Annotated in this window: 16 protein-coding genes; 10 read left to right on the top strand and 6 right to left on the bottom strand. The window is 42.8% G+C overall.

Features of this window, described 5'->3' with window-relative positions; translation table 11 throughout:
• Nucleotides 1-65: 65 nt before the first annotated feature.
• The gene (locus KO511_RS17790; protein WP_215988747.1) at nt 66-506 is read right to left on the bottom strand and encodes a CBS domain-containing protein; all 441 of its coding nucleotides are present in this window, start codon (nt 504-506) and stop codon (nt 66-68) included.
• Between the two features lie 303 nt (nt 507-809).
• Here KO511_RS17790 and queA point away from each other — a divergent pair, with 303 nt between their 5' ends.
• From queA to mepA, 7 genes are all read left to right on the top strand, one after another.
• Nucleotides 810-1,862, top strand: a complete 1,053-nt coding sequence (gene queA, locus KO511_RS17785; protein WP_215988746.1) for a tRNA preQ1(34) S-adenosylmethionine ribosyltransferase-isomerase QueA — start codon at nt 810-812, stop codon at nt 1,860-1,862.
• A 141-nt stretch (nt 1,863-2,003) separates the two neighbouring features.
• Nucleotides 2,004-3,140 (top strand): tRNA guanosine(34) transglycosylase Tgt, encoded by a 1,137-nt coding sequence (gene tgt / locus KO511_RS17780; protein WP_215988745.1) that lies wholly within the window; start codon nt 2,004-2,006, stop codon nt 3,138-3,140.
• Nucleotides 3,141-3,303: 163 nt separating this feature from the next.
• Complete coding sequence (yajC, locus tag KO511_RS17775) at nt 3,304-3,630, top strand: preprotein translocase subunit YajC (protein ID WP_215988744.1); 327 nt, start codon at nt 3,304-3,306, stop codon at nt 3,628-3,630.
• 20 nt (nt 3,631-3,650) lie between these two features.
• A complete protein-coding gene (secD, locus tag KO511_RS17770; RefSeq protein ID WP_125320054.1) occupies nt 3,651-5,507 on the top strand; it encodes a protein translocase subunit SecD in 1,857 nt (618 codons plus the stop codon).
• A gap of 14 nt (nt 5,508-5,521) precedes the next feature.
• Nucleotides 5,522-6,472, top strand: a complete 951-nt coding sequence (gene secF, locus KO511_RS17765; protein WP_215988743.1) for a protein translocase subunit SecF — start codon at nt 5,522-5,524, stop codon at nt 6,470-6,472.
• A gap of 126 nt (nt 6,473-6,598) precedes the next feature.
• Nucleotides 6,599-6,931 carry a DUF1904 domain-containing protein gene (locus KO511_RS17760; RefSeq protein WP_215988742.1) on the top strand — a complete coding sequence of 111 codons (333 nt, stop codon included), beginning with the start codon at nt 6,599-6,601 and terminating at the stop codon, nt 6,929-6,931.
• Nucleotides 6,932-7,006: 75 nt separating this feature from the next.
• Entirely contained in the window at nt 7,007-7,843 is an 837-nt protein-coding gene (gene mepA, locus KO511_RS17755) for a penicillin-insensitive murein endopeptidase (RefSeq protein WP_215988741.1), read from the top strand.
• Nucleotides 7,844-7,894: 51 nt separating this feature from the next.
• On the opposite strand, the gene KO511_RS17750 is transcribed toward mepA, so the two are convergent.
• The 3 genes from KO511_RS17750 to rdgC all read right to left on the bottom strand — a co-directional run bounded on the left by KO511_RS17750 (nt 7,895) and on the right by rdgC (nt 10,634).
• The gene (locus tag KO511_RS17750; RefSeq protein ID WP_215988740.1) at nt 7,895-8,149 is read right to left on the bottom strand and encodes a YfhL family 4Fe-4S dicluster ferredoxin; all 255 of its coding nucleotides are present in this window, start codon (nt 8,147-8,149) and stop codon (nt 7,895-7,897) included.
• Between the two features lie 2 nt (nt 8,150-8,151).
• Nucleotides 8,152-9,552 carry a prephenate-dependent tRNA uridine(34) hydroxylase TrhP gene (gene trhP / locus KO511_RS17745; RefSeq protein ID WP_215988739.1) on the bottom strand — a complete coding sequence of 467 codons (1,401 nt, stop codon included), beginning with the start codon at nt 9,550-9,552 and terminating at the stop codon, nt 8,152-8,154.
• A 167-nt stretch (nt 9,553-9,719) separates the two neighbouring features.
• Nucleotides 9,720-10,634, bottom strand: a complete 915-nt coding sequence (gene rdgC, locus KO511_RS17740) for a recombination-associated protein RdgC (protein ID WP_215988738.1) — start codon at nt 10,632-10,634, stop codon at nt 9,720-9,722.
• Nucleotides 10,635-10,845: 211 nt separating this feature from the next.
• Here rdgC and phoB point away from each other — a divergent pair, with 211 nt between their 5' ends.
• The 3 genes from phoB to KO511_RS17725 are packed head-to-tail and all read left to right on the top strand — an operon-like array spanning nt 10,846 to nt 13,825.
• Nucleotides 10,846-11,535 (top strand): phosphate regulon transcriptional regulator PhoB, encoded by a 690-nt coding sequence (gene phoB / locus KO511_RS17735; protein ID WP_215988737.1) that lies wholly within the window; start codon nt 10,846-10,848, stop codon nt 11,533-11,535.
• Nucleotides 11,536-11,561: 26 nt separating this feature from the next.
• Nucleotides 11,562-12,860, top strand: a complete 1,299-nt coding sequence (gene phoR / locus KO511_RS17730; RefSeq protein WP_215988736.1) for a phosphate regulon sensor histidine kinase PhoR — start codon at nt 11,562-11,564, stop codon at nt 12,858-12,860.
• The gene (locus tag KO511_RS17725) at nt 12,860-13,825 is read left to right on the top strand and encodes a PstS family phosphate ABC transporter substrate-binding protein (RefSeq protein WP_215988735.1); all 966 of its coding nucleotides are present in this window, start codon (nt 12,860-12,862) and stop codon (nt 13,823-13,825) included. Before phoR ends, KO511_RS17725 begins: the two co-directional genes overlap by 1 nt.
• Nucleotides 13,826-13,850: 25 nt before the next feature.
• On the opposite strand, the gene ppx is transcribed toward KO511_RS17725, so the two are convergent.
• Both ppx and ppk1 read right to left on the bottom strand, forming a co-directional pair.
• Nucleotides 13,851-15,350: an exopolyphosphatase gene (ppx, locus tag KO511_RS17720; RefSeq protein WP_215988734.1), complete on the bottom strand. Its 1,500-nt coding sequence runs from the start codon at nt 15,348-15,350 to the stop codon at nt 13,851-13,853.
• Complete coding sequence (gene ppk1 / locus KO511_RS17715; RefSeq protein WP_215988733.1) at nt 15,325-17,436, bottom strand: polyphosphate kinase 1; 2,112 nt, start codon at nt 17,434-17,436, stop codon at nt 15,325-15,327. Before ppk1 ends, ppx begins: the two co-directional genes overlap by 26 nt.
• Nucleotides 17,437-17,447 lie beyond the last annotated feature (11 nt).

The following is a 17,447-nucleotide window of genomic DNA, read 5'->3' as shown; positions in this document are numbered from 1 at the left end:
AGCCTGGTAGCCTTGGCTCGCTAGGGATCTTTTTATGACAGCCATATAACTGAGGTAGGTACTCCTTAGTCTACTTCTTCAGGCTCCATTTCATCTTGTAACTCCAACAAGTTGATGGCGATAGCCACAAAGTCAGTATCGGTAATGATACCAACGAGCTGGCCTTTTTCGACCACTGGAAGACAGCCCACTTTATGCTTTTGCATGTAGAGCGCGCTTTCTTTTAATCCAGCTTGAGGGGACACAGTCATTAACCCAGTTTTCATGACTTCATAGAGTGGGATATTTAGGGTAAAGGATTGATTTTCTGGTATGTTCTGTAGACTTGATTCTTGCGCGGCCAACACGTCACGATGCGATACAACTCCCAGTAGCTGTTTATGAGCATCGACAATGGGAATATGGCGAATATCTAGTGCTTCCATGGTATGTTTTGCGTCAGCAAGTTGGTGCGAACGTAACAAAGTGTGTGGGTTACGTGTCATCATATCTTCGACTTTTATCATGGTAGCCTCCTGAATTATTGTTTTACCTTCTTACTATAGTAACTTTTAGCTCTGGAGTATGAGAGCTAACAAGATTTTTGTTTTTCTCTTGGTCCTGCAAATGTGGCAAATTGTGTACAGCGGATCAGGTGAAGTTTACGGCTGTTAATTAAATCAACATAGATTACAAATATTCACACCTGAATCCTTGCTATTGAGTACGTCCAGCATATACTAGTCGGCTGCGAAAAACTCGTCGTCTGTTTGTGACAGAATCAGTTCGGCTTTAGTCACAATAAGAGAACCACGGCAAAGATTAGTAAGATGCAAGTATCCGATTTCCATTTTGATTTACCTGATGAGCTTATTGCTCGTTACCCTCAGCCAGAACGAACGGCTAGCCGCTTATTACAGTTAGATGGTAATACAGGGCTGATTTGTGATGGCATATTTACAGACGTTTTAGAACAGATTCAAGCTGGTGATTTAGTTGTATTCAATAATACGCGCGTTATACCAGCTCGTCTATTTGGCCGTAAAGAATCAGGCGGTAAGTTGGAAGTGTTGGTTGAGCGGATACTTGATGAGCAGCGAATACTCGCCCATGTTCGCTGTTCTAAATCTCCCAAGCCTGACTCGACTATTATGCTAGGCGAAAATGATGAATATTCTGCCAAGATGGTTATGCGGCACGAAGCATTGTTTGAGCTACAGTTTGAGTCGGACAAGGCGGTATTAGAGATCTTAGAGCATATTGGTCATATGCCTTTGCCACCTTATATTGACAGGCCTGATGAAGACTCGGATAAAGAGCGTTACCAAACGGTCTACAACCAAAGGCCGGGTGCTGTTGCTGCGCCAACAGCAGGGTTACATTTTGATGATGCCTTGCTGGATAAGATCCAAGCTAAAGGTGCAGAGCTAGCCTATGTCACACTTCATGTGGGCGCAGGAACCTTCCAGCCTGTTAAAGTCGATAATATTCATGATCACCATATGCATGCTGAATACGTTGAAGTTCCCCAGCAAGTGGTGGATGCTATCAATAAAACTAAGTCGCGTGGTGGTAGAATTATTGCCGTGGGGACGACCTCAGTGCGCTCATTAGAAAGTGCTGCTCAAGATGCGATGAAAAAGGATGCTGAGCTGGCTCCTTTCTTTGGTGATACGGAAATATTTATCTACCCAGGTTATGAATACCAGTTGGTCGATTGTTTGATCACTAACTTTCACCTACCAGAGTCCACTTTAATTATGTTGGTCAGTGCGTTTGCTGGTTTTGAAAATACAATGAATGCATATAGTCATGCTGTTGAGAAACAATATCGCTTTTTCTCTTATGGTGACTCTATGTTTATCAAAAAGAAAACAATGTAGCGGTAAAAAATTGAAGAGTGCTAGCGGTAAGCTAGGAAACCAACTCCAGATTGGTTTGTTGCTAACTAAAGCGACCACTCCCTAATGAGCGAAATGCTCGGCACTTTTCGTCAGGCTGTATCTCTGACAATTGGAGGCTTAGTGAAATTACAATTTGATCTGAAAAAGAAAGATGGCACAGCACGTCGAGGTCAATTGACCTTTGAGCGTGGAAGTGTTCAAACTCCTGCTTTTATGCCTGTTGGTACTTATGGCACGGTTAAAGGTATGACACCCGAAGAAGTTAAAGGCACAGGTGCTGAAATCCTACTTGGTAATACTTTCCACCTTTGGCTGCGCCCAGGTCAAGAAGTCATGAAAATGCATGGTGACCTGCATGACTTTATGAATTGGCATGGCCCTATTTTGACTGATTCAGGTGGTTTTCAGGTGTTTAGTTTGGGTGATATGCGCAAAATCACCGAACAAGGAGTGCATTTCCGTAGTCCGGTTAACGGAGATAAGGTTTTCATGGATGCTGAAAAATCAATGGAAATCCAGCAAGATCTAGGGTCTGATATTGTGATGATTTTTGATGAATGCACACCATACCCTGCTACGCATGGTGAAGCAAAGAAGTCGATGGAAATGTCTTTGCGTTGGGCCCAACGTTCACGCGATCACTTTGATAAACTAGAAAACCCCAATAGTTTATTTGGTATTGTTCAAGGTGGTGTCTACGAAGACTTACGCGATGTATCGGTGAAAGGCTTGACTGAGATTGGCTTTGATGGTTATGCCGTTGGTGGGCTAGCAGTAGGCGAGCCTAAAGAAGATATGCATCGTGTCTTAGAACACACCTGTCCACAGCTTCCAGAAGATAAACCTCGTTATCTTATGGGAGTGGGGAAACCAGAAGATTTAGTGGAAGGTGTTCGTCGTGGTATTGATATGTTTGATTGTGTTATGCCAACCCGTAACGCACGAAATGGGCACTTGTTTGTCACAGGTGGCGTGATCAAGATCCGCAATGCGAAGCATAAAACCGATACAACGCCACTCGATCCTGAATGTGACTGTTACACTTGTCAGAATTATTCGAAGGCGTATCTTCACCATTTGGATCGTTGTAATGAAATCTTAGGTGCTCGCCTAAATACAATACATAACTTACGTTATTACCAGCGTGTAATGGAAGGGATCCGCAGCGCAATCGATGAAGACAGATTTGATGAATTCGTCCAAGAATTTTATGCTCGTCGTGATCGAGAAGTACCACCATTGGCAAAAGAGCAATAAAAATTAGTGGCTTTTGGTATTTTGCCAAAGGCTTTTGTGGATTAAGTAGGCAAATTCAAGGTGATTTTGAGAGTCGGCTCGCTAATTGTCCAGTCGCCTCTTGAAACCTGAATACATAGGCCCAACTTGAATATTTAATAAAAGTGAATAGAGGACTGTTTTAATGTTTATTACTCCAGCTTACGCTGCAGATGGTGCACCCGCAGGCGGTGGCTTTGAAATGCTGATCATGCTTGGCATGTTCGCGGTTATTTTTTACTTCATGATTTACCGCCCACAATCAAAGCGCGTTAAAGAACATAAGAGTTTAATGGCATCTATGGGTAAAGGTGACGAAGTCCTCACCAGTGGCGGCTTAGTTGGTAAAATTACCAAGATTGCAGAAGATAATGACTATATTTCTGTTGAATTAAACGCCAACAACGAAATCGTTATTAAGAAAGATTTTGTGACAGCAGTGCTACCCAAAGGTACGCTTAAATCTCTATAAACAGCTAAAGGATCCTCGCTGTGCTTAACCGCTATCCATTATGGAAGTATTTGATGGTGGTGTTGACCATTGCCATTGCTGCTTTATATGCACTTCCCAATATCTATGGTGAAGATCCGGCAATTCAAATTACAGGGGCGCGAGGCGCCTCTGTTGATATGTCAACGCTGGACTCTATCACTCAAGTTCTTGATGAAAAGGGCTTATCTCAAAAATCCATTGCTTTAGAAGATGGATCCATTCTTGTTCGTTTTAATGATACTGATACTCAGCTTAGTGCTCGTGATGTTATTAACGAATCCTTGGGTAAAGACAAGATTGTTGCCTTAAACCTAGCTCCTGCGACACCTGATTGGCTTAATACTATTGGTGCTGCGCCGATGAAATTAGGTTTAGATCTCCGTGGCGGTGTTCATTTCCTGATGGAAGTGGATATGGAGGCAGCGATGGAAAAATTAGTCGGCCAACAGGAAGAAGCATTTCGTAGCGAGCTTCGTGAAGCCAAGATACGCTATCGAGCGATTCGCCCTTCAGATAAAGACTCGGTTGAGGTTTTACTTCGCAATGATGAACAGCTTGCTGATGCGAAACGTTTATTGACGCAAAACCACCCCGACATGACGTTTTTGGACTCAGATGCTGGTGGTCGTTTTACACTGACGGCGACGTTTACAGAGCCGCGTCTGGCTGAAATTCGAAACTATGCGGTGGAGCAGAACATTACCATTTTGCGCAATCGTGTCAATGAACTGGGTGTTGCTGAGCCTCTTGTTCAACGCCAGGGAGCGAGTCGGATTGTCGTTGAATTGCCGGGTGTTCAGGATACGGCTCGTGCAAAGGAAATTTTGGGGGCAACAGCTACTCTAGAATTTCGTGAAGTTGATGATAAAGCAGATTTATCGGCGGCAGCGAGTGGCAGGGCTCCAGCGGGTAGTGAAATCAAGCAAACTCGAGACGGCCGGCCTGTTGTCTTGAAGAAACGTGTAATTTTGGGCGGTTCGAGTATTACAGATGCCAGTTCAGGTGCTGATGAATACGGTCGCCCTCAGGTGAATATTTCACTTGATAGTGAGGGCGGCAGTAAGATGTCAGCGTTCTCTAAAAAGAACATTGGTAAGCTTATGGCGACCGTCTTTGCTGAATACAAAGACAGTGGTCGACGAACGCCGGAAGGCAAAGTGATTTTGAGTAAGCATGAAGAAGTCATCAACCAAGCAACGATTCAGTCTGCACTTGGACGTAATTTTCGTATCACCGGAATAGACTCTGCCGCTGAAGCTCATAATCTCGCGTTATTACTTCGAGCTGGTGCTCTTATCGCACCGATTTCTATTGTCGAGGAGCGTACTATCGGTCCATCAATGGGCCAACAGAACATCGACATGGGAGTGATGGCGTGTATCTGGGGTATGGTTGCTGTCATGCTATTTACGTTGCTTTATTATCGTAAGTTTGGCCTTATTGCCAACATGGCATTGATGGTAAACCTTGTGTTAATTATTGGTGTGATGTCGATGATACCTGGCGCAACTATGACCCTTCCGGGTATTGCTGGTATTGTACTGACTGTCGGTATGGCGGTAGATGCCAACGTTCTTATTTTTGAGCGAATACGTGAAGAACTCCGTGATGGACGTAACCCGCAGCAAGCTATTCATCAGGGCTACGCAAATGCATTTAGTACCATTGCTGATGCGAATATTACTACGCTGATCACTGCTATTATTCTCTTTGCTGTTGGTACGGGGGCGATCAAAGGTTTTGCCGTCACTCTATCTATCGGTATTTTAACCTCTATGTTTACTGCCATCATAGGAACGCGCTGCGTTGTCAATTTGATGTATGGCGGAAAGCGTATCAATAAATTGTCGATCTAAGGCTGGAGATAATTATGTTTCAGATTCTAAAAGTAGACAAAATGATCGACTTTATGCGTTGGTCTAAATTCGCTTTCTTGCTATCGCTCCTTATGATTGGTGCGTCGATATTTACCTTATCAACTCAGTGGTTGAACTGGGGGCTTGATTTTACTGGTGGTACTTTAATCGAAGTTGGCTTTGAGCAGCCTGCAGATTTAGAGGAGATCCGCAGTGCTCTTGAGACTAAAGGTTTTGGTGACGCAACGGTTCAGAACTTTGGTAGCTCACGTGATGTACTGGTTCGTTTGCGTCCACGTGAAGGCGTAGCTGGTGAGACTCTTGGTAATGAAATTCTCAGCGCGATAAAAACCGGCACAGGTGAAAGCGTTGAAATGCGCCGCATTGAGTTTGTTGGGCCAAATGTTGGTGATGAACTCACTGAAGCTGGTGGACTTGCTATTATCGCTTCTCTAATTTGTATCTTGATTTACGTATCAGTACGATTTGAGTGGCGGCTTGCTGCTGGTGCTGTGCTTGCGCTTACACACGATGTCATTATTACTCTTGGTGTCTTCTCCTTGATGCAAATCGAAGTTGACTTGACCATAGTGGCGGCACTTCTTACGGTTGTGGGGTATTCACTCAATGACACGATAGTCGTGTTTGACCGCATTCGAGAAAATTTCCGCAAGATGCGTAAAGGTGAACCCGCAGAAATTATGGATAACTCCATTACTCAAACTTTAAGTCGTACTCTTATTACTTCAGGTACTACTTTGTTTGTAGTGATAGCCTTATTTGTTCAAGGCGGTGCGATGATTCATGGTTTTGCAACCGCTCTTTTATTGGGTATTACTGTTGGTACATACTCTTCGATCTATGTTGCATCCGCATTGGCGCTTAAACTCGGTATTACCAAAGAGCATCTCATGCCACCTCAGGTGGAAAAAGAAGGTGCTGAGTTCGACGAAATACCTCAATAAAATACAAACCGCTGAACTCTCAGCGGTTTTTTATTCTGTTCTCTTTAAATCGTTCTACGAGAAATAATCGCGATATTAGTAATTAACTTGGTATTATGTCAAAAATACAATCATAGGAAGACATTGATGCCACATCTGCGCTTTCGTGCCATGGAACCACAAAGTATTCAAATCTTGTCAAAATCTTTAATTGACGATCTACTACCACACATGGATTGCCCTAGAGAAGACTTCACATTTGAGTATGTATACACAACCTTTTACCATGAAGGTCAGGTAAGCCAAGCATATCCATTTGTTGAAGTGCTGTGGTTTGATCGAGGTCAAGAAACACAGGATGCTGTAGCCACCATTATTACTAAACAAATTCGTCATATTATTGCTGAGGATGTCGATGTTGCGGTTATCTTTACGGCTCTTGATGCTACGGCCTACTATGATAATGGTGAACATTACTAACTGTCATGTGTTAAGCCTTGGGCCATAATACTCTCAAAGGTAAGCACATTTTGTGATTATCTGGGGGAGTGGAATATGAGATATAGCTGTGTACGGCGAGCATCTGTCGCATTGCTGTTGTGGTGTATCCCTTACTTAGCGCTGTCCAGTCCTTGGGAGCAGGTTAATGCTCCTTCAAAGCAGTCTTCTCAAGCAATCGGTAGTTATGCCAATGGGTGCTTGGCTGGTGCTACTGCACTGCCTCTACAGGGAGTGGGATATCAGGTGTTAAGAAGTCAACGCCAGAGATATTATGCTCATCCTAGTGCCGTCAGTTTTGTTCAGCGCTTGGGGGAACTTTCAGAGCAATACCTTAATACGCATATACTAGTCGGCGATCTCTCTTTGCCTCAGGGAGGGCGCTTTTCTTCTGGGCATACGAGCCATCAAACAGGGTTAGATATTGATATTTGGCTCAGGCTAACTCGTGAAAGGCTTCCAGATAAGCAGCTTCGTACACCAGTGCCAATCAGCGTCGTCAATATAGATCAGTATCAATTGTTAAAAGAAAATTGGGATGCTCGTCATTTTGAATTAATCAAAATGGCAGCTTATGACTCTGATGTTGAACGTATTTTTGTTCATCCTGTGATTAAAGAAAAGCTTTGTGCAGAAGAGGAACTAGGGCGGCGTGAGTGGTTAAGAAAAGTCCGGCCTTGGTGGGGACATCACTCTCACATGCATGTCAGACTTAAGTGCCCACAAAAGAGTGAGTATTGTAAGCCTCAAGCTGCGCCACCAGAGGGCGATGGTTGTGGTGCTGAATTAATAAGCTGGCGGCCTCAACCTAAGCCTCAAATATCAAGCAAAATGAACAAGAAAAAACGCAAAGTAATGCCTGTGCAATGCCAGAAAATGTTAGAAAATATTTAGACTAAGATACCGCTCTAATGAGCGATATCTTAGTGTTAAGTTCGACAGGGCCTAGGCTAAACCTTGGATGATGACAAACTTTTCTAACAGCTGTTCGTCTGTCTCGATATTATTTGGATCTATTATGATGCACTTTGTTATTGGGCATACTGACTGACATGTTGGTTTTTCATAGTGACCTTTACATTCAGTACATAGGTCAGGGTCGATCTCAAAGATAGAGTCACCCATACTAATCGCACCATTAGGACATTCTGGGTCACACATATCACAGTTAATGCATTTATCCGTGATCAACAATGCCATGGTTATTTGCCTGTAGGATTACGGGTATCCTGACCCTTATTAAGATTACGCATCAATAGACCGTATTCTAGATCCATATCTTGTGGCACAGGAATGAAAACAAAGTGACCATTGCCTTTTGCATCATCAACAGGTTGTGATTTACGGTTTTCCATGACTTCAAGCGTAAAAACAACATTTCCTCTTGGTGTCATCAGTTCAAGGCTATCACCTAACAGGAATTTATTCTTAACTTCTACTTCAACAAGATCTCCACGGCGTTTACCTGTAAATTCCCCCACAAATTGTTGAGCATCAGAGATTGAATAGCCATAGTCATAGTTCTGATAAGTATCGTGTGTGTGACGACGCAGGAAACCTTCGGTATAGCCGCGATGAGCCAAACCCTCTAAGGTTCCCATAAGATTTTGGTCAAACGGTTTTCCTGCAACGGCATCGTCAATAGCTTTACGATATACTTGAGCGGTACGAGCACAGTAGTAGAATGACTTAGTTCGCCCTTCAATTTTAAGTGAATGGACGCCCATTCTTGTTAGGCGCTCTACGTGTTGGACAGCACGTAGGTCTTTTGAATTCATGATATAGGTACCATGCTCATCTTCGAAAGCTGCCATCTTTTCTTCAGGTCGGTGGCTTTCTGAAAGTAGCACAACTTCATCTGTTGGCTGCCCAAGGCCTAGCGTGTTTTGTGGCCCTTCACTTTGCACCTCAATTGCTTGAGCTTGATTAGGATCGAATTGCTCCACGATTTGTCCTGATTCGTCTTCTTTGCCTTTTTCAACGTTATATTCCCAACGACAGGCATTAGTACAGGTTCCTTGATTAGGATCTCTCTTATTCATATAGCCAGAGAGTAAGCAACGGCCAGAATATGCCATACATAGTGCACCGTGAACGAATACTTCTAGTTCAGTTTCAGGGCAGTGTTGGCGGATTTCTTCAATTTCTTCTAAGGAGAGTTCACGTGAAACAATCACACGTTCAACGCCATTGGCTGCCCAAAACTTAACCGTCGCCCAGTTCACCGCGTTGGCCTGAACGGATAGGTGAATAGGTATTTCAGGGAAACTCTCACGAACCATCATGATTAAACCAGGATCTGACATGATGAGCGCATCTGGGCCCATTTCTACGACGGGTTTAAGATCGCGGATAAAAGTCTTTAGCTTAGAATTATGTGGCTGGATATTGCATACCACATAAAGTTTTTTGCCTAATGTGTGTGCTTCATCAATACCAATTTTTAGGTTTTCGTGATTGAATTCGTTGTTGCGCACACGCAGGCTATAACGAGGTTGGCCTGCATATACTGCGTCTGCGCCGTAGGCAAAGGCGTAACGCATGTTTTTTAAACTGCCCGCTGGTGACAGTAGCTCAGGTCTAAATGCTTTCTCAGTCGTCATGTCTAGTTCTCTTAGTCTGATCTCAAGTCAGGTCAATTCCACCTAATGGAATTGGGGCGAAAATTCTACGCTAAAACGTGAGATGTGACTAGGGGAAAGTCCATATTATAGTTACGGGAATTGTTGAGAGATTAGGTACTCGCAGATATCGAGTACCTAGATAGAGATTAGGCATTTGCTTGAGGTAAACCACCAAGAGATTCGTACAAGTTGGGTAGAAAAGCACTTAGTTCACTACACATTAGCGAGAAATCCGCATCGAAGCGTGCTGCTTGCTCTTCTCTTGGGATATCATCGTTGTGATCTTTTAATTCATCTGAAAATTTAAGGCGTTTGATACTCCCATCTTCAGCTAGAAGAAACTCGATACGCTCTTGCCACCATAAGGCAAGTTTAGTCACTACTTTATCTGCTTCAATATGGCTGAGGATTTCATCTGCCGTTAATTCTTGTTTTTTACAGCGAATGACGCCGCCCTCTTCAAGAACGGATTTAAGTTCGGCTTCATCAAGCATCTCCATACCTAAGGGGGTATCGCCAGTTTTGACCCATTCGGTCAACGTCGTCTCCACAGCTTTTTCTGGTATGGCAGGAACAACGGGTAAACTGCCCATGGTTTTGCGCAGAAGTGCTAATACATCTTCAGCTTTTTTATAGCTGCTAGCATCGATTAGAATGAAGCCTTCTTTGGGCAAAATCAGCACAAAAGTATGATTACTACGGCTAAAAGCTCGTGGCAGCAAGTCCATGACAATATCTTCTTTGAGATTGTCTTTTTCTTTTTTCTTGAGAGGCCTACCTTCCTGTGCTTCCAGCACATCGATTTTGGCACTGAGTGAGTCTTTGATCACAGATGCAGGCAACATTTTTTCTTCTTTTTTCGCGCAGATTAAGATGCGATCTTCGGAAACATGGGTCATCATATCTCCGTGTCTTCCCATCGCTGTTACCCAGCCAAATTTTTGCTTGTCCTGACTACCACAGGGCGTAAAACGAAATTCAGCAAGCTGTTTCTCCAGCTCGTCCGCTTGGAATTTGATATCTCGATTAAAACGGTAAACTAGACAGTTTTTAAACCACATATAATTTCTCTATAACTAGGGTCTGTTGATCTTAAGCTTTGGTTACCAATCATAAAGATTTTTACTCAGCTTGTCCCATTGCAATTGCTCATCATTGAGATGAAACTTATATTAAAATTTGTTTTCAATGGTCACAAAAGTGTCATAATTGATAGTGATAATGCCTTGGTCAATGCCCGATTAAATTAACTTACTTAAAGGTTATTCAATTATGTCGAGAAGGATTCTTGTTGTTGAAGATGAAGCCCCAATTCGCGAAATGCTATGCTTTGTCCTTGAACAGAAAGGTTATCATGCGGTTGAAGCAGAAGATTATGACAGTGCAGTAACCAAACTTTCTGAACCTTTTCCAGATTTAGTTCTCCTTGACTGGATGCTACCTGGCGGTAGTGGTATTAACTTTATCAAACATATGAAACGCGAAGAGCTGACTCGAAATATACCAGTGGTCATGCTGACAGCACGCGGAGAAGAGGAAGATAAGGTACGCGGTTTAGAAGTTGGGGCAGATGACTATATAACGAAACCCTTCTCTCCCAAAGAGCTTGTCGCACGCCTTAAAGCTGTTATTCGTCGTGTGACACCGACGGCTTTAGAAGATGTAATTGATGTCCAAGGACTTAAACTGGATCCTGTTTCTCATCGAGTTATAGCAAATGATCAGCCGCTAGAGATGGGACCTACAGAATTCAAAATGCTTCACTTTTTTATGACTCATCAAGAGCGAGTATATAGCCGTGAACAATTATTAAATAATGTTTGGGGCACCAATGTTTACGTCGAAGATAGAACAGTTGATGTGCATATTCGCCGTTTGAGGAAAGCGCTTGAAGGAGCTGGGCACGATAGGTTGGTTCAGACGGTCCGTGGTGCAGGCTATCGCTTTTCAACTAAAGCCTGATTTTACTTTGTCACTAGGAGAGGTAAGTGGTTGAACGGTTAACATGGCAAAAGCTAGCTCGAGAGCTGGTTTTTTTTTACACCCCTTGGGTGATCGTTGGATGGATTTTTGGTTATATGCCGTGGCTGCTTTTAGCCGCAACGGCATTACAGCTCGTATGGCATTTACACAATCAAATGCGCCTTTCTGCGTGGTTATGGGATGAAAAGCGGTTAACTCCGCCTTCTGGTAGTGGCCATTGGGAGTCATTATTTAATGGTATTTATCGTCTGCAGCAGCGACATCGTAGTAAAAGAAAAGAACTGAGTAGTTTGATCCGCCGTTTTCGTAATGGTGCAGAATCGCTACCTGATGCGGTGGTTGTTTTTCGCGGTGAGGGTAACATTGTATGGTGTAATAAATTAGCTCAGCACCTACTTGGGTTTCGCTGGCCAGATGATTCAGGTCAACCTATTTCTAATTTACTTCGAACCCCAGACTTTATTAAATACCTCAGTAAAAACGACTTTTCTCAGCCTTTAGAAATGTGTTCGCCACTCAATGTTGAACGTATGCTCGAGCTTCGTATAGTACCCTACACAGAAGGTGAACACTTGATGGTGGTTCGTGATGTCTCTCAGCTTAAGCAACTAGAGGGAATGAGGCGGAACTTTTTTGCTAATGTCTCTCATGAGCTTCGTACTCCAATGACAGTGTTACAGGGATACCTTGAAATGACAGAGGACCCAGATATGGTCGTTGGGCCTATGTGGACTAAGGCCCACGGCGTAATGACTGAGCAGCTTAATCGTATGAATGGCTTAGTTAATCAGCTATTGACTCTATCAAAAATTGAAGCTGCACCGATGCATGAGTTAGAAGAAGTGGTTAATGTACCTGCGATGCTTGAGGTGTTAGAAAAAGAAGCACAGAGTTTGAGTGGGGAGTTACAACATAAGCTTAACTTTGAGGTAGAAAGCGGGTTATTGGTGTTAGGCGATGAAGATCAGCTGCGAAGCGCTATTTCCAATCTTGTTTATAATGCAGTTAAGTACACACCTGCTGGAGCTGATGTCAAGGTTCGCTGGTATTTGACAGGGCAGGGTGCCTGCTTGGAGGTCGAGGACGGTGGTGAAGGTATTGAACCTCAGCATCTTCATCGATTGACAGAACGTTTTTATCGAGTTGATAAAGCCCGGTCAAGAGATACTGGAGGTAGCGGCCTTGGGCTTGCCATTGTTAAACATGCTCTAACACACCATGATTCTCATTTGGATATTCACTCTGAAGTGAGCGTAGGAAGTAAGTTTTCGTTTGTTTTACCGCCTCGTTTGGTGGTGAATTGATGAGGCTAATAATTACTTTTTTTCTTGTTCTGGTCTGTTTTGTTACGCATGGAAAAGAGTTGACGGAAGTTAATCTTGATGATTATAAAAAGGTTGCGAATCTAAGTGGAAGTTTATCTACGGTAGGATCGGATACTTTAGCTGGAGTGACGACTCTATGGGTGGAAGCGTTTAAATATTTGTACCCGAACGTTAACGGTGAAGTGCAAGCATCTGGTTCTTCAACCGCTCCGCCAGCTCTAACCGAAGGTACTGCTCAGTTCGGCCCTATGAGTCGTCCAATGCGCCAACGTGAAATAGAAGCTTTTGAACGTGAACATGGTTACAAACCCACAGAACTTCGTATCGCAATTGATGCGGTTGGGGTTTTTGTCCATAGAGACAATCCAATAGCTGGCCTTAGTTTTGAGCAGTTGGATCGTATTTTTTCTGCTACCTTACGCTGCGGAGGAACTAAGTCAGTATCAACTTGGGTGGACTTGGGGCTTGATTATCAATGGGCTAAACGCAGTATACAGCTTTTTGGTCGAAACTCTGTTTCTGGTACTTATGGCTACTTTAAGAAAAGCGCGCTTTGTGGTGGCGATTTTAAAAATAACGTCAACGAGCAGCCTGGCTCTGCCTCAGTCGTTCAGGCGGTTTCTTCCTCTATTAATACAGTTGGCTATTCTGGGGTAGGCTACCAGGTTTCCGGTGCTAAATTGATTCCAATCGCCAGACAAGGCCAAAACTATATTTATCCAAGTAAGGAAAATATTTTATCAGGTCAATACCCTCTATCTCGTTATCTTTATTTATATGTTAATAAAAACCCTTCACAGCCGTTACCACCCATAATGAGAGAGTTCATTCTATTTATATACTCTCAGCAAGGGCAGAACCTAGTTGAAAAAGGAGGTTATGTACCTGTGTCTATTGAAATAGCCCAACATGAATTGAATAAAGTTGGTGTGGTGAGACGTTAATTTAGGGTGAGTATGAAAATCAGCTTTAAAAGTGCAAATCCCAGCTAGCTTTACGCCAATATTTTTGCTCTCTGGTGAGGTCGGCGTTTAAGAGTTTGTTAGTCTCTAACCAAGTTTTGTCTTCTGAAATGAGGCTCCATTGAGGCCCATCGATAGAGAGTGTTAATGAGGGTAGTGAGTCATGGTTGCGTTGGCCGTGGAGTAAGATGGCAAGGCGTAAAATGCGGATCAAACTGATAACGTGCTTCTTTTTAAAAAGTGTTAGCTCTTCCATCTCGTGTAACTTGAGTGATTTACGTTGAAAACGCACTAGTGTGGCTAACACAGTTTGTTGTTCGCGGTTAAAACCTGGCATATATGTATGGCGAAGGATGTAGGCGGAATGACGATGAAACCCTTGTAGACTGATACTCAAGCCGACCTCATGCAGTAGTGCCCCCCACTCGAGTAAGTCGAAGAGTTCCGAGCGCTTTTTAATTCCGAGATTTTTATGTACTTGTTGTAAAAAATCAGAGGCTTGTTTTTTTATTTTATCGGCATGTTCTAAATCTACCGCGTGCTTACTGGCGAGGTTTTCCGTGGTCCTCATACGAATATCAGAGCGCTGGAAGCTATCTTCCATTTGAAATAGAAGACCTTCTCGCAGAGCGCCTTCAGAGACGTGCATTTCATCAACTCTAAGACTGGCTAAGATCGCAGTTAAGATGGCAACACCAGCTGGAAAAACGGATTGGCGTTCAGAGGTTAATCCAGTAAGGGAAATCTCTTTTATGTGATTCCACTGGCAAAGCGTATGGATCAATTTGTCGAGTCGCTTAGAGGTAATCAATCCATCTTCAAAACCCATTCCAATCAAAACATCTCGGATAGCTTTAATGGTACCTGAAGAGCCAAAAGCAATGTCCCAACTTTTTTTCTTATAATGGTAGGCGATAGACTCCATTTTCTGCTCAGCAGCGAGGATAGCTCTAGCAAAGTTTTTTGGTGACAGTTTCCCCTTAGTGAAATATTGCTGTGTATAGCTGACGCAACCCATTTGCTTACTGTTCACGAGTTTAGGTTCAAACCCTCGCCCTATGATTATTTCCGTGCTTCCGCCGCCTATATCTACCACAAGTTTCGAATCTGACTCTGGTTGGGTGTGTGCAACGCCAAGGTAAATTAGCCTGGCTTCTTCGACGCCAGGAATAATCTCAATAGGAAATGGTAGAACTTCTCTGGCACGAAGTAGAAATATATGAGCATTGCTTGCTTGACGTAATGTGTGCGTTGCTGCGATACGAACACTATCTTCTTCAAAGCCTTGTAGGCGTTCAGCGAACATAACAAGACAATCCATCCCTCTTTCGATAGCGTCATCATCAAGGTATTTTTGCCCTTTTAAGCCCGCACCCAATCTCACTCTTTGTCTATGGCGACTAATCAGTTGTAGACCTTGATCAACAACACGAGCGACCACCATATGGAAGCTATTAGAACCGAGGTCGATAGCGGCAATGTCACGAATTGGCGAAGACTTCGTCATGAATATTAGGTCGCTCTTTGCGTTTTTTAGTCTGTTTTTCTACTTCTTTAAGATAGTCGTATATCGCAATCTGTGAACGAATTTTCTTACGATTACCTCGTGGTACATATTTATTACTCATTTCTTTGTCTATTAAGCGTGCTTTTACAGTATCAGTAAAGTGGATATTGATGATATCAATAATTCTTCGCTTGAGTCGTGGGTCACGCACAGGAGTGGCAACTTCAATTCTATAATCTATATTTCGAGTCATCCAATCAGCAGAAGAAATATAGACTTTTGGTGAGCCATTATTATGGAAAATAAGCACCCTAGGGTGCTCAAGAAAGCGGTCTACGATACTAATAATACGGATATTCTCACTCACTCCTTTTATACCAGGGACGAGAGAGCACATCCCTCGAATAACCATTTTAATTTTGACACCAGCGTTACTCGCCTCATACAGCTTATTTATGAGGGGTTTATCAACTAGGTTGTTGATTTTCAATGTAATGGCTGCTCTTTTACCTGATTTTGCATTGGCAATTTCTTCATCAATGTTTAGATAAAGTTTTATTCGTGAGTTCCGAGGGGAAACAATCAAATGCTCAAATTTAACAGGACGATAAGGATTTTCGATGTAAGCAAATACATTTTGCACTTCATAGGTAATTTCTGGATCAGCGGTTAATAGTGAAAAATCTGTGTATATACGAGCGGTTTTTTCGTGGAAGTTGCCTGTCCCTATATGTGCATAACGGACAATGCGATTGTTTTCTCTGCGGCTGATAAGCAATAATTTAGAGTGGATTTTTAAGCCGGGTGTACCAAAAATGACTTGCACTCCTGCTTCAGTTAAAACTTTAGACCACTCAATGTTGGCCTCTTCGTCAAAACGGGCCTGAAGTTCGACTACCACGGTGACTTGTTTGCCATTATGAACCGCGTCGATAAGTGAATTCATCAAGCGAGAATTTTTCGCCACTCGGTAGACATTGATTTTTACGCTTAAGACTTTTGGATCGAAGGAAGCTTGACGTACGAGTTCAGTAATATGCTCGAATGTGTGGTAAGGGTAGTAAAGTAAGATGTCTTGATGTTTGATGGCATCAAACTTGTTTGCATATCCATCAAAATCGGAACATTGTAGAGGAGGTAATGGCTTATTTTCTAAGTAATCTCTGCCTACGTTAGGAAAATCCATAAAGTCTTTAAAGTTATGGTATCGACCACCTGAAATGAGACTATCGTAATTGGATATTCGGAGTTTATCGCACAAGAATTCGAGCATTGCTTGCGGCATGCCTATTTCATAAATAAAACGAACTGGCATGGCGGTTAGACGTTGGCTTACTCCCTCCGACATCTGCTCTAGCAAACTATGTTCAACCTCATGGCTTAAATCATACTCAGCATCTCGAGTCATTTTCATCGCATAGCCTTTTAGTTCGTCATAGTCGAAGAAACCATTAAATAACTCGTCGAGGCAGTATCTGATGATGTTATCTAAAAGGATTATGGTTTTACGGCCTCGAGCTTTATGCTCGGGGATCATAACAAATCGTGGTAAGTGACCAGTGGGGATTTCGATCAATGCGTATTGGCTATAGTTGGCTTTTTTGAGATCGACAGTGAGGTAAGTGTATTCGTCTTTTAGAAATTCGAGGACATCGATGTCGTCTCTTAATAGCAGCGGTGTAATATGGGGTTGTACTTGTTTACGAAAGTAATCTCGTACCCATTTTTTCTGGCACTCGTTGAGCTGAGTCTCTTTAACAAGGAATATTTGTCGGCGTGCCATTTCACGAATCAGTTCTGAATACAATTCACTAAATCGGTCATTCAGTTTTAGAGCCTTATTTTGCATCTTGGTTAGCAAGTGCTTGGAATTATCATTGCCCCCCCGCTCTTGGTTGATTAAAATGCGCCTCTTTACATCGGCAAAGCGCACTTTGTAAAACTCGTCTAAGTTATTGGAAAAGATACCAAGAAATCGTATGCGTTCGATTAAAGGCACTTTCTTGTCTCCGGCTTCCTGTAAAACACGTTCATTGAAAGAAAGCCAACTGAGTTCCTTTTCAATATACAGCTTTTCTGTGCTCATTATTTTTCCTA

Origin of the sequence: Vibrio hepatarius (assembly GCF_018860525.1) — a bacterium.
GTDB classification, from domain to species: domain Bacteria; phylum Pseudomonadota; class Gammaproteobacteria; order Enterobacterales; family Vibrionaceae; genus Vibrio; species Vibrio hepatarius_B.
Note: the sequence above shows the minus strand (reverse complement) of the source record. Positions and strands in the feature narration are given on the sequence as shown.

Coding starts and splice junctions, on each gene's coding strand:
- KO511_RS17790 (WP_215988747.1), bottom strand. CDS start 506: ATGATAAAAGTCGAAGATATGATGACACGTAACCCACACACTTTGTTA.
- queA (WP_215988746.1), top strand. CDS start 810: ATGCAAGTATCCGATTTCCATTTTGATTTACCTGATGAGCTTATTGCT.
- yajC (WP_215988744.1), top strand. CDS start 3,304: ATGTTTATTACTCCAGCTTACGCTGCAGATGGTGCACCCGCAGGCGGT.
- secF (WP_215988743.1), top strand. CDS start 5,522: ATGTTTCAGATTCTAAAAGTAGACAAAATGATCGACTTTATGCGTTGG.
- KO511_RS17760 (WP_215988742.1), top strand. CDS start 6,599: ATGCCACATCTGCGCTTTCGTGCCATGGAACCACAAAGTATTCAAATC.
- mepA (WP_215988741.1), top strand. CDS start 7,007: ATGAGATATAGCTGTGTACGGCGAGCATCTGTCGCATTGCTGTTGTGG.
- KO511_RS17750 (WP_215988740.1), bottom strand. CDS start 8,149: ATGGCATTGTTGATCACGGATAAATGCATTAACTGTGATATGTGTGAC.
- trhP (WP_215988739.1), bottom strand. CDS start 9,552: ATGACGACTGAGAAAGCATTTAGACCTGAGCTACTGTCACCAGCGGGC.
- rdgC (WP_215988738.1), bottom strand. CDS start 10,634: ATGTGGTTTAAAAACTGTCTAGTTTACCGTTTTAATCGAGATATCAAA.
- phoB (WP_215988737.1), top strand. CDS start 10,846: ATGTCGAGAAGGATTCTTGTTGTTGAAGATGAAGCCCCAATTCGCGAA.
- KO511_RS17725 (WP_215988735.1), top strand. CDS start 12,860: ATGAGGCTAATAATTACTTTTTTTCTTGTTCTGGTCTGTTTTGTTACG.
- ppx (WP_215988734.1), bottom strand. CDS start 15,350: ATGACGAAGTCTTCGCCAATTCGTGACATTGCCGCTATCGACCTCGGT.
- ppk1 (WP_215988733.1), bottom strand. CDS start 17,436: ATGAGCACAGAAAAGCTGTATATTGAAAAGGAACTCAGTTGGCTTTCT.